Origin of the sequence: Bacillus infantis (genome assembly GCF_008180445.1) — a bacterium.
GTDB classification, from domain to species: Bacteria; Bacillota; Bacilli; order Bacillales; family Cytobacillaceae; genus Bacillus_AB; species Bacillus_AB infantis_B.
Genome location: NZ_VTER01000004.1, coordinates 134,876 through 151,164 on the forward strand (window position 1 = coordinate 134,876; position 16,289 = coordinate 151,164).

Sequence of the window (16,289 nt, forward strand, 5' to 3'; positions counted from 1 at the left end):
ACAAATTGTTCCTGCGCTAAGCTTCCATGGTAAAAAAACAGGAAAATTATTCCCTATTCAGAAAATAATCACCTATAATAAGTTTTAGGCTGTATGGCCGCATCTGCTTTTATAGGAGGAAACCATGAAAAGATTCCGTGATTGGACGATATTTGAAATAAGCTGGCTTCTTGTTTTTACACTTATTAACGTGTATTTGTTTATTGCCTGGCGGGATTCCCTTCTTGGCCTTATTTCTTCTTTGGCCGGGATGCTTTGCGTTGTCCTCGTAGCAAAGGGAAAAATCGCAAACTATTATTTTGGCATTATCCAGACAGGGACATATGCTTACATTTCCTATACCTACGGACTGTACGGGGAAGCCATGCTCAATGGCCTGTTCTATTTTCCCATTCAGTTTATCGGCATTTATCTCTGGAGAAAGAATATGACAAAGGACAGCATAAAAGGGGAAGATGTGAAGGTTAAAACGCTTGATTCCAAGGGATGGTCCCTTCTCGGAATTACGGTGCTGGTGTCCATTTTTCTATATGCCCTCCTCCTTGACTATCTGGGAGGAAGATCTGTTTATATTGACTCTGCCACAAATGTCCTTTCCGTAACAGCACAGATATTGATGCTAAGAAGATTTGCCGAGCAGTGGCTTCTATGGATCCTTGTTAATGTCCTGTCGGTCATCCTCTGGTTCAATGCTCTGATTTCAACAGGGGGCAATGATATATCTATGCTCGTCATGTGGACGGCATTCTTGTTTAACAGCATTTATGGTTATATAAATTGGACGAAACTTTATAAAAAACAGGGAGCTGCAGCGGTTTGAAGAAAAAAACAATTGGTATGTACGGGGGAAAGTTCCTTCCTTTCCCCCATCTTGGCCATGTATACAGCATGACGGCGGCAGCTTCAATAGCTGACGAGCTTCATGTCATCATCTCACACGACAGTGACTATGAAAGAAAGCTTTGTGAAGGCAGCTGTGCAGAGCATGTCAGCTTTACACTGCGGCTCCGCTGGTGGAAACAGCTGACCAGGGAGCTGCCGCATGTACATGTCCATGAAATTTATGATGAACAGACCGGCTCTTTCTCCGATTGGGAAAATGGCGCAAAAAAGATCCGTGCCGCAATCGGCAGTCCGATTGATTTTGTGTTCAGCTCAGAGCCGGATTATGGACCGATTTTTTCCCGTCTTTACCCGGAAGCTGAGCATATCCTCATAGATCCGGAGAGAAAAAGATATCCGGTATCAGGTACGATGTTCAGGAAAGATGGTGTGCTGAAGCATTGGGATATGGTGCCTAAATGCGTCCGGCCGCATTTCGTCAAAAAAGTGGTGATTGCCGGGACCGAAAGCTGCGGAAAATCCACGCTGGCAGCCAATATGGCACAGCTTTATAATACTTCTTTTGTGAAGGAGTATGGCCGGACCTTTTACGAAGAACTTGGAGGATGCGAGGGAATAACAGTACCGGAAGATTACCCCCATATTGCATATGCTCATAAGCTGGAGGAATGGAAGCAGCTGAAGCTGGCAGACAAAATCCTTTTTGTTGATACTGAGGCAATCACCACCCAGTTTTTCTCTCACGCCTATCTGAATAAAAGACAGCCTGTGCTCGATGAAATGGCCAGGCTGCAGGAGTATGATTTATGGCTATTATTGGAGCCGGATGTGGATTGGGTCGATGACGGGACAAGAAGCTTCGGGGATCAGGATTTGCGCTGGAAGAATCACCTCCTTCTGAAATCTCTCCTTGATGAACATCATGTATCCTATAAAATAATCAAAGGCAGCTACAGGGAGAGGCTGGAAAAGAGCATAAGATTTACGGATGAGCTGCTGGAAGGAAAATGACAAAGCTGAAAGGGCATCCTGAAGATGCCCTTTTATCCATTAATTCATCAGCCCTTCAATCCGGTTCAGCAGGGCTGATGCATCATTAATTGTTTTAATCATCTCTGAGCTCTCCAATTGATCAAGGGCCAGATTGCCGCCATTGATCGCCAGATTGATTTCTGCCAGCAGCACTTCATTTTTGGCAGCCAGCTCCTCATGAATGGCCTCAGCGGCAGCCGGTATATCCTGAAGCTGAATAAAGTTCTCAATATCCTCTTTTAGCATAACCAGCCTTTCCTCAAGCTGCTGCCGGATTTCAGAATCCCCGGCAGCTTCTTCAATCATCCCCGGGGCATCCTCGGCAAACGCATTCAGCTTTTCAATATGCTCTGCAGCTTTATTGCTATACTCTACAGTGCCGGCAGCCTCTTCGAGAAAGGAGCAGCCTGCAAGGGAAAGGGCTGTCACCGCCAACATGAACAGCCGGAAGATTATCTTCAATACTCTCATTCCTCCTTTAAGTTTCATGTTATTCAATACGAATGTCATGAGAATATGTTTCACAAAAAAACCATCCCCATAAAAATCAGGATGGCTGGCTATTATTATGCTGCCTTCTCTTCAAGATTGGAGGCCGCGGTCTTTGCTTTCGAGGTTTTTACATTAAATACAAGGTTGAGTGCAATAGCCGTCAAACTTCCCGCTACAATGCCGTTGTCTGTCAGGATCCTGATGCTCTCAGGCATTTCTGCAAACAGGCCTGGCACTGCTGTGACTCCGAGACCCATGCCGACAGAGCAGGCAATGATCAGCAGATTTTCCTGTGAAGAAAAATCCACCTGGCTGAGCATTTTGATTCCATAGGCAATGACCATCCCAAACATGGCGATCATTGCGCCGCCCAATACAGCTGATGGTATGACTGTAGTCATGGCGCCGATTTTCGGAACCAGGCCAAGGAGGACAAGGAATACGCCCGCTGTGTAAATGACATTCTTGGTTTTCACGCCTGACAGCTGGAGAAGGCCGACATTCTGGGAATACGTTGTATATGGAAATGCATTGAACAGCCCGCCAAGGACAATCGCAAGCCCTTCTGCCCTGTAGCCGTTTGCCAGGTCTTTCTTATCCAGCTTCTTGCCGCAAATATCCCCCAGGGCAAAATAAACGCCTGTTGATTCAACCAGGCTGACCATCGCGATAATGATCATCGTCAGGATTGCTGCAGGTTCAAATGTCGGCATCCCGAAATAGAAAGGCTGGACCATATGGAACCATGAAGCCTCACCCACTGCCGAGAAATCTGATTTCCCCATCAGGAATGCAGCGGCTGTTCCCGCAAATAAACCAAGCAGGATTGAAACTGAGCGGATAAACCCGGTAAACACACGATATAAAATAATGATGAAGAATAAAGTCCCAAACGCCAGTGCCAGATTGGAGAGCGAACCATAGTCTGCACTGCCTTCGCCGCCAGCCATATTATTCATGGCAACCGGAATAAGTGTGATACCAATGATGGTAACAACCGAGCCTGTTACCACCGGAGGGAAGAAACGCACAAGATTTCCGAAATATTTACCTACCAGTATAACAAAAAGACCCGAAACCAATATAGATCCATAAATAGCTGTAATGCCATATTGCCCGCCAATCGCAATCATCGGGCTGACTGCGGTAAACGTACAGCCAAGCACAACCGGAAGGCCGATGCCGAAGAATTGATTGCGCCATACCTGGAGGATCGTCGCCACTCCGCACATTAAGATATCAATGGAAACAAGATAGGTCAGCTCTTCTCCTGACAGGCCCAGGGCCCCGCCCACTATAAGGGGTACAATGACAGCACCTGCATACATGGCTAAAACATGCTGGATACCCAATGAAGCTATTTTAAATGGTGAGTTTTTCATCGTGTTGATGCCTCCCTGCTATTTTCCAAGAATGTGATGCTTCCATTCCCAAGCGACTGGATCCGTGCAAGGGATACCACTTTGACAGCTTTCTCTTCCAAAAGGCTGCGTCCTTCCTGGAAGGACTTTTCAATAACGATCCCCACGCCGGCAACTGAAGCCCCTGCCTGTCCGGCAAGCTCGATGAGCCCCAAAGCAGCCTGGCCATTGGCCAGGAAGTCGTCGATGATAAGAACCCTGTCGTCAGCGCCAATATATTTGGAAGATGCTGAAATCTCGTTGGACTCTTGCTTTGTGAAAGAATAGACATTGGCGGAAAGCAGCCCTTCTGAAAGAGTCAATGATTTTCTTTTCCTAGCAAACAGCACGGGCACCCCAAGCTCGATCCCAGCCATGACAGATGGAGCAATCCCTGACGATTCCAGCGTAAGAATCTTCGTAATAGCCTCCCCTGCAAAACGGGCTGCAAACTCTTTGCCTATTTCCTTCATCAGGAAAGGGTCGATCTGATGGTTAAGAAACGAGTCTACCTTAAGGACACTGTCAGACAGCACCCGTCCTTCTCTTTTGATTGTTTCTTCTAGTAGTTTCATCATTATCCTCCCTATTGAATAGAAAAATAAAAAAGCCTGAAGGAAATCACTCACTGCAAAAAAAATGAGTGAAGCAATCCCTTCAGGCTTTTATAAGGCAGGGGCACAGCAAAAGATCCCAATGCCTCCCATTGCTCACCCATAGTCAGACTGTTAACGGCAGTCCGGTAGAAACTTGCAGGCCATATCCCCGCGATTATATGAGTGTATCGTTATGAAATTATGTTTCATTATAACATCCCAGTAAGATATTTCAATAGATTCATAAGAGAAAAAGTCGAATTATTTGTTTTTATTTCACTTGCATTGTTCGCTTTTAGTGGTAATAAGGTGCTTTTTGGCTCTTGAGAAGCATTTATATAGTTCATTTCTGAATAATCCCAAAATATCGACTATAATCCCCTGTGGAGTGTCAATCCATTTCTTCAGCCTGGGCAATTTTTCTTAATGACGAGCTGAGTATTTCTCCTTTTCACATAAATTTCACATTTCTTTATAGAAATCCCGGTCCTTCCGGCCTGCTGCAGCAATTTTACACTATTGGCATAGTGCCAACAGAGTGAATGAACACTTTGTGAAACAGGTGAAGACTGGTAGAAACCGGAGGAATTCCTTGTATGATGAACATGTAATCATTATTTATTCATCCATATTGAAAGGAGAAAAAAGCCATGGCAAACACGGAACTTGGCAGGAAAAATAAAACAAAGATCGAGGATGCTTCCTCTTTAAAGGGAACCTTGGCCTCTGTATTCATTCTGGGCTTATTTTTAATCGGGGTATGGGCAGGCGTCTATTTCTTATTTACAGATCGATTTTAATCATCCAGCATGCAATCCATTATGATTGAAATGCCTGAAGGGAGAAGAAAGCTATGCATATGCATAAATTTGAAAAAGCCTGGCTAGGGTTCGGTATCGGCTCACTGATCGTTTTCTTGACGGTTCTTGGCATCAGCGCATTCTATCTTGGCAACCAGCCCCCGAGCTGCCTTGCAACCATCAATCCGGAGAAAGTGGACCAGACGGCGCCTTTCAATGAGCCCGGCCTTAAAAAAGTGGAGGGAAAGGATTGGGATTATGAGCTGGTATTCGTTGCTTCCGCCTTTTCCTATAATCCTGGCGATATTGAAATACCTCTTGGATCAAGGGTGAAGATCATGGCAACAACAAAGGATGTTATCCACGGCTTTGAGGTCGCCGGCTCAAACATCAATATGATGCTGGAGCCCGGATATATCAGTGAGCATACAGCAACTTTCGATAAAGCTGGAGAGTATCTTATCTTGTGCAACGAGTACTGCGGTGCAGGACATCATATGATGACGTCAAAAATAAAGGTGGTTGAAGCATCATGAAGCAAAATCAGAATCCAAAGGTTGACAGACAGGACGGGAAGCTCGCCATGGCTCATTTCTATGTAGCCTTCACAGCGCTCGCAATCGGCGGCCTTGCCGGCTTACTGCAGGTGCTCGTCCGCTCCGGCAAGTTCCAGCTGCCGGCTGGAATCGGCTATTATCAGATTCTCACTGTCCATGGAGTCGTATTGGGACTGGTACTGACAACATTCTTCATTATGGGCTTCCAGCTTGCAGCAGTCAGCAAAACAGCCGGGACCTTGACGAAAAAGCAGCGGACGATGGGATGGATCGGTTTTTGGCTCATGACAGCCGGAACCATCATGGCAGCCGTCATGATACTGCTGAATGAAGCAAGCGTCTTGTATACCTTTTATGCCCCGTTGCAGGCACATGCCATTTATTATCTTGGACTGACTTTCGTAGTAGTCGGCAGCTGGTTTGATGGCGCTGCCATTATCATGAAGTATGCAGAATGGCGCAGGAATAATCCCGGGCAGCCGAGTCCCCTTCTTACATTCATGAGCCTGGTAAATACCATCATGTGGATCGTTGCTACCATTGGAGTGGCCGCAACGGTGCTGATCCAGCTGCTGCCATGGTCGCTTGGCCTTGTCGAGACCGTCAATGTCGGAGTAAGCCGGACGCTCTTCTGGTATTTCGGACATCCGCTGGTCTATTTTTGGCTCCTTCCTGCTTATATGGGCTGGTATGTTGTCATTCCGAAAGTAATTGGCGCAAAGATCTTTTCTGATTCACTGGCCCGGATGTCGTTCATTCTATTTCTGCTATTTTCCATACCGGTCGGATTCCACCATCAGCTGATGGAGCCGGGTATCGATGCGGCCTGGAAATTCCTGCAGGTAATCCTGACATTCCTGGTTGTTATCCCTTCTTTAATGACTGCCTTTTCACTGTTTGCTACATTTGAAGGATTTGGAAGATCCAAAGGGGCAACCGGCTTATTCGGCTGGCTCAAAAAACTGCCATGGGGGGATGCCCGCTTTACAGTCCCATTCATCGGGATGGTTGCCTTCATCCCTGCAGGTGCAGGAGGCATTGTTAACGCATCACACCAGATGAACCAGGTAGTGCACAACACAATCTGGGTAACCGGCCACTTCCATTTGACCGTGGCAACTGCGGTGGTCCTGACATTCTTCGGCATTTCTTACTGGCTGGTCCCGCATTTGACCGGCAGGGTCCTGACAAAAGCGATGAACCGCCTCGCCATTACACAAGGCGTGCTTTGGGCAATCGGCATGACATTCATGTCCGGGGCCATGCATGCTGCAGGATTATTGGGCGCCCCCCGCCGCTCTTCCTTTTCCGAGTACGGCGGCGCGGCACAGGCAGCTGAATGGATCCCCTATCAAGTCGCACAGGCAATCGGGGGATCCATCCTGTTCCTTGCTATCATCCTGATGCTGTATATATTTGTAAATCTCGCGTTCATGGCCCCTAAAGGCTCTGAAGAATTCCCGGTAGGCGAAACAGCGGAAAATGCCGAAAAAACGCCGCTTGTCTTTGAAAACTGGAAGCTCTGGATCGGCATCACCGCTGCCCTCATCCTGTTTGCATACACCATCCCGTTCATCGACCTGATCCAAAACGCACCGCCGGGGTCAAAGGGGTATAAACTGTGGTAGGCATCTTGCCCGGAGTAAGGAACACAGGCGAAAAACGCCGCGTCCTGCGGGACCAGCTTAAGACAAGCCAAAACAATTTTCCAGCCTGAAAGAAAACACTCCAGCAGCTGCTGGAGTGTTTCTTTATGCACTATTGCCGGTCTCAAGGGGTGTTCTCCCCTTTCTTTCCGGGAGGTTCACGAGGATGACGCACAGAAGGATTATGATAGAGCCGGACAGCTGCATGTAACCCAGTGATTCTGAATATAAAGCAACACCCATGAGGATGGCTACAACTGGCTCAATTGTAGCAATGACCGCTGCTTTGCTGCTTTCTGTCTTTTCTAAGCCCCAGGTGTATAGAAAGTAGGCAAGCACGGTCGGCAGCAGCCCGAGGCCAAGGCCAAGGAACAAAACCTCCGGCTTTAAAAACAGAGAAGCTTTTTCCCACAGCCTGGTAATCGGCAGCAGGACTGCCGAGGCAGTCAGGAAGGTATACAGCGTGACAGTAAACGGCTCATACTTTTGGAGAGCAAACTTCCCAAAGATGCTGTAAAGCGCATAGCCTAGACCTGCTCCCAGCCCGATGATCACTCCTGTCACGCTCAAACCAGCTCCGCCCCCCACCCCTGCAATCAGGATGCAGCCGGCAATGGTCCCGCAAACGGCAATGATTTTCCTCCCGGTTATTTTCTCTTTCAGGAAAAGGTAGGACAAAACTGCGACAAATGCAGGAGAAGTATACAGCAGTATGACCGCAAGCGAGATATCCATCAGATTGATGCTGGTAAAATAGCACCAATTAAAAAATACGATGCTGCAAATCCCTGTGCCGGCAAACAGGCCAATATCAGAAGGCCTTTTCAGAGCCAGCCGGCCAGGGCCCAAAAAAAGCCCTATCAGCAGCAAAGCCGCAGCGGCAGTTACTGCCCGGATCCCGACGATTTCCATTGAAGAAAAGCCAAACCCGGACAAGCCCCTGATAAAATAGGCAATCAGGCCCCATAAAGATGCACCGGCAGAGATTGCAAAATACGGCATCAGCTTCTTCATTGCCTCACCCTGCAGAAAAAGAGCGGATGCGTCCCGCTCTTTTTCCCTTTCATTATTTTTTTCAAATTAACGGGAGGACTCTTTTAAACGGTACACCTTCCCGTATTTCTCATAAAGATAGTCAGACAGGCAGCTGGCATTCAGTCCTTCGCCAGTCACATCTTCAAGAATCTCAAGCGGCTTTTTCAGCTTGCCGTACTGATGGACATTTTTCGTGAACCATTCCTTGACTGGCGCGAGATCACCATTTTCCAGGAGCTGGTCGTAATCCGGAAGATCCTTCAGCATCGCTTGCTTTAGCTGTGCCGCATACATATAGCCGAGTGCATAGGAAGGGAAATACCCAAAGCTTCCCCCTGCCCAATGGACATCCTGAAGAACTCCTTCCGCATCATTGGATGGTCTTACTCCGAGGTATTCTTCGTATTTGCTGTTCCAGATTTCCGGAAGGTCCTTCACTTCAATTTCATCATTGAACAGCCCTTTTTCGATTTCATAGCGGACAATAACATGAAGCGGATAGGTCAGTTCGTCTGCTTCAATCCTGATCAGCGACGGTTTCGACTCATTGATGGCACGGTAGAAATCTTCCAGCTCCACTCCATCAAACTGGCCATCAGCGTAATCCTTGAGCAGTCCGTAATTTTTCTTCCAGAATGACTCACTGCGCCCTACAAAATTTTCATAAAAGAGAGACTGTGATTCATGGATTCCCATGGATGTCCCTGTGCACAGCGGAGTGCCTATCAGGTCTTTGGAAATATTCTGTTCATACAGCGCATGGCCGCCTTCATGGATTGTACCGAATACAGCAGTGCGGAAGTCCTTCTCATCATATTTCGTTGTTACCCTGACATCCCCGGGATTCAAGCCGGTCGCAAATGGATGTACCGTTTCATCAAGCCTTCCTGCATCAAAGTCATAGCCCATCTGCTTCAGGATTTCCAGGCTGAAATCACGCTGCTTCTCCTTTGGGAAATTTTCATACAAAAAGCTGGTATCCGGCTTGGAATCTGATTCGGATATGCTCTGGACGAGGGGCACGATTTTGCTCCTGAGCTCGCCAAAGACTTCATCCAGCACTTCGACTGTCACGCCCGGTTCATACATATCCAGGAGTGTGTTGTATTTATTGCCTTCATAGCCCCAATACTGGATAAAACGCTTATTGGCTTCAACAAGCTTTTCCAGATAAGGCTGGAAAAGCGTGAAGTCCGATTTGTCTTTTGCCTCTTCCCACACACTTTCAGCCTTTGACTGCAGGATAACGTATTCCTTATACTCCTCAGCGGGAATCTTCTTATTCCGGTCATATTCTTTCTTGCTTTCTTCAAGAACCTTCACAGTAATCGCATCAAGTGATGCAGCCGCTTCTTCTCCTGAAAGCTTTGCTATGTATGCAGCCATTTCCTCGGAAGTGGACATCTTGAACACTTCAGAAGACAGCATGCCAATTACTTCTGTGCGCTGGTCCACCCCCTGCTTGGGAGCGCCCGTACGAAGATCCCAGTATATTAATGACAGAGCCTCATTATAAGCGCCCATCTTTTTGACAAAATCAAGAAAGTCTTTTTCAGTTTTTTTCAATGCTTCATTCATGCTGGCATCCCCCTAAAAATCATTTGCAAAATATATTTTATCACATTTTTCTGAATAAAACGCTAGAATAGAACTGCAAATCACCTAAAAACAGGAGGAAGAATGATGAGTGAACCTGCCGGAACCTGCGTACGATGCGGGAAAACGATTTATTGCCTGGACGGATTTTTCAATGGAATCATAACGGATGACAAGGAAACGATCTGCTTTGAATGCAGTGAAGAAGGCTGAAGGAATAGATTTCTCTTTAAGATTGTGCCGTTAGTTTGCATGCTGGCCCCTGCTGAAAAACGTGCATACAGACCTGCAGCGAATGAGGACCGAAGTAAACTATATTCTTCCTGTCCGTCCCCTTCAATGGATGCAAAAAGCCCCTCCCTCTGCCAAGGGGGGGCAATCAAAACTTATTTAACAGGTGTGACAGGCAGCACAGCTTCAACAGACTCAAGCACAGAAACATCTTCTTCTCTGCTGGTCAGGATGTGCACTGTTCCTCTGTCCTCATGGCTCCTGATAAGCCTGCCGATTCCCTGGCGGAGCCTGAGGAGCATGTATGGCATGTCGATTTCCCGGAACGAATCTTCCGCGCTTTCACGCTTGGCATCAAACACCGGATCATGCGGAGGGAACGGGAGTGAGAAAATGATTACATTTTCGAGCGACCTGCCTGGAATATCAAGGCCCTCCCAAAGGTTTGTAGAGCAAAGGACTGCTTCTTCTTCGTTCTGGAATTTTGAGACGAGTGTACTGATTTCAGCCTCCCCTTCAAAATAGACCGGGAATTCCGTTTTGCCCTGGACATAGTCTTTAAAAAGAGTCAGTTCTCTCTGATCTGTAAAGAGGACAAGGCCTCTGCCCCCTGATTTCTTGAGCTGCTCCAGGGTATATTCCATTTTGCCGGCCATATCTTCTTCACTGTATTCAGGCATATGAATGGCCATTTTTTCTTCATAGCTGAATGGTGATGCTACAGTGAATGATAAATAGTCGTCGATGCCCAGGCTTGAAGCCATGTACTCGAAGGAGCCTTTTTCCGATAAAGTGGCTGAAGAAAAGATGAATGGTTTCTTTTGTGAAAATACCTCATCCCTCATGATTTCCTCTACCATTCTAGGCATGATGACAAGTGTCCTTTCACCATTATGCTCTTCAAACCAATTGATGCCGCCCTTATCTTTCATGAACAGGGAGAGCGAGAATGAAATTTGCTCAAGATATTCTTCGACAACCTTCAGGTCATATTCATTAATAACATACATTTCGCTTTCAAAGACAAGCTCCTCTTCCAGTGAGCCGATCATTTCAAGCAGGAGCTTTCCTTCCTTCAGAACAGCCGGCCCTTTGGCAATCTGCTGCTTCTCAGAGTCCGTACGGCTGCCGGCAGCAGCAGAAAGCGCATGGAAGAATGTCTCATTCTGGACGATAGTGTCTTCAATCAGGTTCAGCGTTTTTTCCCTTACGTCATTTGCCATCAGGCGGGTAAGAAGCGATTCCAGAATCTGCTCGGTCAGCCTGTATGTCAAGGCTTTCTGGCTGGCATACTCAAGCAGATGCCCTTCATCGAATACAACTGTGCAGGATTCAGGCAGCAGGGGCAGCTGGCCTTCCCTTTTGCGGGATTCTTTTGTCCAGATATGCTCCATATAGAAGTCATGCGAGCAGATGATCAGGTCCTGGCTGTTCCGGTAATAGTCTCTGTGAAGTGTCTGCCCGCACCGGTGCCTTTTCTCGCATGTAAAGCAATCCTGAAGGGAATCCCATGATACACCGGTCCATTCGCTGTCTGTCAGCTCAGGATAATCTTTCCTGTCACCGTATCTTTCGAAGTTCTGCAGTGATCCGCCGCTGTGGGTAAAGGACGGAAGCTGGTCATAAATGTTTCCATATGCCTCATAGTCCTGTTCTGCGACGGCCTTGTCCAGCTTGTTCAAGCAGAGATACTGATCCCTGGATTTTGCCAGGCGCACATCAATATTCAGTCCAAGCGCCTTTTCAAGCTTGGCGATGTCCCCTTCCTTTTTAACAAGCTGCTCAATGAGGGTTTCATCTGCACAGGCGATGATAGCCGGTTTATTCGTATATCTTGCATAGCAGATGGAGTACAGGAGATACACAAGCGTTTTTCCTGTCCCGACACCAGCTTCAGCGAAGATCGTCTTTTTCTCCTTAAAGGCATTTTCCAGCTGGAAAGCCATATAGATTTGTTCGTCTCTTAATTCAAAACCGGCTTCAGGGAGCAGGTCATAGAAAACATCCCCGATCCAGTCGCCAAGCTTTTCAAAAAATGATTCTGTTTTTGCTACTGCAAAGGGCAATTGGTTTTGCATGTAATCCTCCTATATCCAGAAGCGTCCCGGGGGCTTCCTGTATCTTTGGAAAATGGCGGGGGACCGGACATCGGCCTGTGTGCCTCGTCCGCCTATAGCGGAAAAACTCCTGTACATGCAGAAGTTCCTGCGATTTCTCAGCATAAAAAAGTATAACCGCCTGTCACAGGCGGTGATTTTCAATATTATTTATGGCCATGGAAGCACGGCCCTTCACTTTTTATATACAAGCTGCCATATGCAGCATCTTCGGCCTCCAAACCAGGAGGCCAAGAATCATTTTATACTATTTTTTCAACTAGTCAAGCTCAAGGGGCCGGGAGCACTAAGGGATGAATCAGGAATTCGTCAGGGCAGGCTGTACAATTATCATTTGAACGGCAAAAAACCGGCGCTCCCTTCGAGGGGGCCAGCCTGGTGCCTGGTTATTGCCGTTCACCGGGCAGGATTTACTGCTGCCTGCCGGAAAGGGAAAAGGACAGGGCCTGCCGGAGCTCATGCTGGGCGCTTTTCAATTCATCCAGCACCTGATCGGCAGGCGTTTCTTTTACCAGCATTTCCATTGAGTAGTCAAGCGCCTGAGAAATTCTATTGAAATCAAGAGTCCTGTAATCCATTGGCTCTCCTCCTGTAAATAAAACTAGGCTATCTAATCCAAAAACGATATAGTATTGCTAGTTTATTCAATAAGAGAACCTTTTATTCCTCTTTCTGCCTGTTTTCTCTTGGCGGGCGCTTGCCCCAGTATTGGTAGAGGTCCGTTCTGATGAATCCGTTGAACAGCTTTCTTTTCTTGGTTGCCTGGCGCCCGAAATGCTGTTCAAAGTCCTCATCAGATGTAAGCATATAAATGGACCATGTATCAAGTCCTGAGAGGGCCTCTCCCATTTCACGGTACATTTTCTGTACCGCACCCTTTTCTCCAAGCCTTTCACCATATGGAGGGTTGCCGACGATCACGCCATATTCCTTAGTCGTGGTAAAATCCCGTACCTGCATCTGCTTGAATTGGATCATATCTCCAAGCCCTGCTTCAAAAGCATTCTCCTGGGCGATCTTCACCATTCTGTGGTCTATATCCGATCCGGTTATATCTAATGCCTGATCATAGTCAGCCAGATCTTCTGCCTCATCTCTCGCATCATCCCACACTTTTTCCGGCATCCACCCCCACTTCTCAGAGGTGAATTCCCGGTTAAAGCCCGGGGCAATATTCTGCCCGATCAAGGCCGCCTCGATCGGGATGGTCCCGGATCCGCAGAAAGGGTCTGCGAATGGCTTGTCCGGTGTCCAGTTCGTCAGCTGGACGAGCGCAGCAGCCAGTGTTTCCTTCAGCGGCGCTTCTCCCTGTCCTGCCCGGTATCCACGTTTATGAAGTCCGCTTCCGCTGGCATCCAGGGTCAGGGTTGCTGTATCTTTCAGCATAGAGATTTCAATGCGGCATAATGGACCCGTTTCATCAAACCAGCCTGTTTTTTTATACTTTGTCCTCAGCTTCTCGACAATCGCCTTTTTGACGATTGCCTGGCAGTCGGAAACACTGAACAGCTTTGATTTGACAGACTTGCCGATTACAGGGAACTCAGCATCTTCTGCAATATACTGTTCCCATGGAAGGCTTTTTGTTTTTTCAAACAGCTCATCGAAAGTATAAGCTTTAAATTCGCCGATTTTGATTTTGATCCGGTCTGCCGTTCTCAGCCATAAATTGCTTCTCGCTATGGCTGTCTCATCCCCTGTGTATTCAACTCTTCCGTTTTCCACCTGGCATTCATAGCCAAGTGCCCGCACTTCCTTTGCAACGAGCGCTTCAAGTCCCATTGCCGCTGTAGCGATGATTTGATATTTTCCCATGTAAGACATCCTTTCCAGTAGGTCTCCCTTAATTATTGCCGGCCAGCGGTCTGCTTCATCCATGATAGCCTGAAGAAGTTTCCGCGTGCAAGTGTTCCCCATGCGGGTTTTGGTATGTATTAAAAAAGCCCTCCTGCAAAAGGAGAGCTTTACCATTTCAAAAATCATCTCACTAATAACGTTCTGTAAGCCATGTTTTGTTCCTTTGTACTGCAATCGACCTGCGTCTCGTACTAAGGCGGCAATCATCTATCTACAGATATAAAATCTGTCCTTCTCCTTGTTCATTTCCTCAGAGAAAGTGCCCCTACCATTATTTGGGTTTCTCGCTCGCGGGGTTTACCTCGTTCCACCCTTCCCATTTCTGGAAAGGCTCCGTCACTGTGGCACTTTCAAGGTATTCATGCCATATCCCGAAGGACTTAGGCATTTTCCCTGCCGTCAGCCGCGCAATCGCCCGGCTGCCCTGGCTTATGACTTCGCCAGGCACGAACACTACGGACATCTCAGTCCGTGCGAGCATGGACTTTCCTCTGCAGCAGCAAGCTGCCGCAGCGATTACCCGAACGTTATTAATGATTACAAATGATATTATATGCAATCTGGCTTCCAATAGCAATGGTTTTAAAAAGGAAAATCAGTTAAAAGCTGTTATTCATAAAGTTTGCTGCCAAAAACATGCTTTTCCAGGTTGGAAAGGCGCTTTAAGATATCAAAGTTCGTTGTTCCGGCAGTCTGGGTGCTTGCAGGCCTTCTTGAGGCTTCATCAAGCTGTTTCTTCAGGCGCAGGTTTTCCTGCTGCAGATCTTCAATTTCCTGGTGGAAGGTTTCATAATCCTTGATGATCAGATCCAGGAACTTATCGACATCTTCAGGCTTGTACCCCCGCATCCCTGCCTTGAATTCTTTTTCCAAAATGTCTTTTGCTGTTAACTTAACTTTATCGGATAGCATCACATTCACCTCAGTCTATCGCTGAATAATCTTAATATATTTTTTCAAAAATATGTACTTTTGTCAATTTATCTTTGGAACTAAATTAAAAATCCTGGTTCTTCAGCTGCTCTTCTTCAACGATCAGCTGAAGATCATAAAAGGAAATCATCCTGATTTCATATGGATTCTTTTCCTGATAGCTTTTAGCTGTTTCATAAATGAATTTTGGCGTTCCTTCCTTTTCCGTATCATAGACGAGAAGAAGCACATCGCTTTTTTCGATAAGGAATTGATTCTTCAGCCTGAATTGCCAAGGCTTTTCGTAAGCCTTCCTTGTTACCGAATCTACAAAATCGGCCTGGGAAATCACAGATTCATACCATTCTTTATTGGAATCGCTCCAGTTCTGCTCCTGGTCAAGGAAAGGTGTGATGACGGCCAGCTTCAGATCAGGATATTCATCAAGCTGCAGCTGGAAGACCTCCTCAGCAGCCCATAACTCTGCGCCCGGCTGCCCGCTGATGATCACCCATTCAAGCCCTTCGTCAAGCATACCGAGCAGGCTCTTCCTGATAGCAGCCCTTATGAAAGCTGCTGCAGGGTCATTTCGTTTGAAGATTCCCAACTCGTGGGGTTTATAGCCTGAGACAACCGCTGTTTTCATCTGGGCTGCTCCTTTCTATGTAAAAATAATATGCCATTCATGGGAAAAAATTGAGCAAGGGCCTGTATACAGGCCCCTGCCTTGGTAATGCATCTTAATATGGCAGGTTATTATCTTCCGAAGCCAGGGCGGCCTCCGAACCCAGGTCCGCCGAAGCCGCCTGCTCCAGGGCCTCCGAAGCCAGGTCCTCCAAATCCAGGTGCCGGTCCAGGGCCTGCGACAAACTGCTGGTTTGTCACTTCATTTACAACTGATTGTGTTTGTGGGAAATAATGCTGATGCTGAAAATTAATGTGGTTGACTGTCGTAGTGTGTGTAGGATGGATATGAGGCACCACATTATTCTGGAAAGTATGATTTACACAGCATTTTGTCGGGTGGACAACTGCCGGGCAAATATTCGGTCTTGGTCCGCAATGCATAATTAAGATCTCCTTTCATTCTGTTATATTTACACTAACAAGTTATGATGAAAGGGGGAATCTTGTACTAAGGAAAACACCTAATTTTATGCATTTGCCGGGTTTTT

At 47.0% G+C, this 16,289-nt stretch carries 17 protein-coding genes, 1 other RNA gene and 1 riboswitch; of the genes, 6 read left to right on the plus strand and 12 right to left on the minus strand.

The window, feature by feature from the left end; genetic code table 11:
• Positions 1 to 124: 124 nt before the first annotated feature.
• Positions 125 to 820 (plus strand): nicotinamide riboside transporter PnuC, encoded by a 696-nt coding sequence (pnuC, locus tag FZD51_RS08485; RefSeq protein ID WP_148974387.1) that lies wholly within the window; start codon positions 125 to 127, stop codon positions 818 to 820.
• Positions 817 to 1,854 carry a multifunctional transcriptional regulator/nicotinamide-nucleotide adenylyltransferase/ribosylnicotinamide kinase NadR gene (gene nadR, locus FZD51_RS08490; RefSeq protein WP_148974388.1) on the plus strand — a complete coding sequence of 346 codons (1,038 nt, stop codon included), beginning with the start codon at positions 817 to 819 and terminating at the stop codon, positions 1,852 to 1,854. The genes pnuC and nadR overlap by 4 nt, the downstream gene beginning before the upstream one ends.
• Positions 1,855 to 1,893: 39 nt before the next feature.
• Here nadR and FZD51_RS08495 read toward each other — a convergent pair whose 3' ends face one another.
• From FZD51_RS08495 to FZD51_RS08505, 3 genes are all read right to left on the minus strand, one after another.
• Positions 1,894 to 2,346 carry a DUF6376 family protein gene (locus FZD51_RS08495; protein WP_262380820.1) on the minus strand — a complete coding sequence of 151 codons (453 nt, stop codon included), beginning with the start codon at positions 2,344 to 2,346 and terminating at the stop codon, positions 1,894 to 1,896.
• A 95-nt stretch (positions 2,347 to 2,441) separates the two neighbouring features.
• Positions 2,442 to 3,749, minus strand: coding sequence for a nucleobase:cation symporter-2 family protein (locus FZD51_RS08500; protein WP_148974389.1), 1,308 nt, complete (start codon positions 3,747 to 3,749; stop codon positions 2,442 to 2,444).
• Positions 3,746 to 4,342 carry a xanthine phosphoribosyltransferase gene (locus FZD51_RS08505; RefSeq protein WP_148974571.1) on the minus strand — a complete coding sequence of 199 codons (597 nt, stop codon included), beginning with the start codon at positions 4,340 to 4,342 and terminating at the stop codon, positions 3,746 to 3,748. The genes FZD51_RS08500 and FZD51_RS08505 overlap by 4 nt, the downstream gene beginning before the upstream one ends.
• Positions 4,343 to 4,464: 122 nt before the next feature.
• A riboswitch (purine riboswitch) is annotated at positions 4,465 to 4,566 on the minus strand.
• Between the two features lie 447 nt (positions 4,567 to 5,013).
• Here FZD51_RS08505 and FZD51_RS08510 point away from each other — a divergent pair.
• Genes FZD51_RS08510 through FZD51_RS08520 form a run of 3 tightly spaced genes read left to right on the plus strand, consistent with a single transcriptional unit; the run spans position 5,014 to position 7,348 of the window.
• Positions 5,014 to 5,163, plus strand: a complete 150-nt coding sequence (locus tag FZD51_RS08510) for a hypothetical protein (protein WP_009791219.1) — start codon at positions 5,014 to 5,016, stop codon at positions 5,161 to 5,163.
• A 53-nt stretch (positions 5,164 to 5,216) separates the two neighbouring features.
• Positions 5,217 to 5,699, plus strand: coding sequence for a cytochrome c oxidase subunit II (locus FZD51_RS08515; protein WP_148974390.1), 483 nt, complete (start codon positions 5,217 to 5,219; stop codon positions 5,697 to 5,699).
• Positions 5,696 to 7,348, plus strand: a complete 1,653-nt coding sequence (locus FZD51_RS08520) for a b(o/a)3-type cytochrome-c oxidase subunit 1 (protein ID WP_148974391.1) — start codon at positions 5,696 to 5,698, stop codon at positions 7,346 to 7,348. Before FZD51_RS08515 ends, FZD51_RS08520 begins: the two co-directional genes overlap by 4 nt.
• 123 nt (positions 7,349 to 7,471) lie before the next feature.
• On the opposite strand, the gene FZD51_RS08525 is transcribed toward FZD51_RS08520, so the two are convergent.
• Both FZD51_RS08525 and FZD51_RS08530 read right to left on the minus strand, forming a co-directional pair.
• A complete protein-coding gene (locus FZD51_RS08525; protein WP_148974392.1) occupies positions 7,472 to 8,380 on the minus strand; it encodes a DMT family transporter in 909 nt (302 codons plus the stop codon).
• A gap of 66 nt (positions 8,381 to 8,446) precedes the next feature.
• Positions 8,447 to 9,979: a carboxypeptidase M32 gene (locus FZD51_RS08530; protein WP_148974393.1), complete on the minus strand. Its 1,533-nt coding sequence runs from the start codon at positions 9,977 to 9,979 to the stop codon at positions 8,447 to 8,449.
• Positions 9,980 to 10,081: 102 nt separating this feature from the next.
• Between FZD51_RS08530 and FZD51_RS26565 the strand changes: the two genes are divergently transcribed.
• Positions 10,082 to 10,210 carry a hypothetical protein gene (locus FZD51_RS26565; RefSeq protein ID WP_262380821.1) on the plus strand — a complete coding sequence of 43 codons (129 nt, stop codon included), beginning with the start codon at positions 10,082 to 10,084 and terminating at the stop codon, positions 10,208 to 10,210.
• Positions 10,211 to 10,383: 173 nt separating this feature from the next.
• On the opposite strand, the gene FZD51_RS08535 is transcribed toward FZD51_RS26565, so the two are convergent.
• The 7 genes from FZD51_RS08535 to FZD51_RS08560 form a co-directional block, all read right to left on the minus strand.
• Positions 10,384 to 12,306: an ATP-dependent DNA helicase gene (locus tag FZD51_RS08535; RefSeq protein ID WP_148974394.1), complete on the minus strand. Its 1,923-nt coding sequence runs from the start codon at positions 12,304 to 12,306 to the stop codon at positions 10,384 to 10,386.
• 449 nt (positions 12,307 to 12,755) lie between these two features.
• Positions 12,756 to 12,923, minus strand: coding sequence for a hypothetical protein (locus FZD51_RS26095; protein WP_009791228.1), 168 nt, complete (start codon positions 12,921 to 12,923; stop codon positions 12,756 to 12,758).
• A gap of 82 nt (positions 12,924 to 13,005) precedes the next feature.
• Positions 13,006 to 14,160: a THUMP domain-containing class I SAM-dependent RNA methyltransferase gene (locus FZD51_RS08540; RefSeq protein WP_148974395.1), complete on the minus strand. Its 1,155-nt coding sequence runs from the start codon at positions 14,158 to 14,160 to the stop codon at positions 13,006 to 13,008.
• Between the two features lie 181 nt (positions 14,161 to 14,341).
• Positions 14,342 to 14,730: RNase P RNA component class B (rnpB, locus tag FZD51_RS08545), an RNA gene on the minus strand.
• Positions 14,731 to 14,811: 81 nt separating this feature from the next.
• Entirely contained in the window at positions 14,812 to 15,114 is a 303-nt protein-coding gene (gene gpsB, locus FZD51_RS08550) for a cell division regulator GpsB (protein WP_009791232.1), read from the minus strand.
• An 85-nt stretch (positions 15,115 to 15,199) separates the two neighbouring features.
• Entirely contained in the window at positions 15,200 to 15,760 is a 561-nt protein-coding gene (locus tag FZD51_RS08555) for an SLOG family protein (protein WP_148974396.1), read from the minus strand.
• A 110-nt stretch (positions 15,761 to 15,870) separates the two neighbouring features.
• Entirely contained in the window at positions 15,871 to 16,182 is a 312-nt protein-coding gene (locus FZD51_RS08560) for a CotD family spore coat protein (protein WP_148974397.1), read from the minus strand.
• Positions 16,183 to 16,289 lie beyond the last annotated feature (107 nt).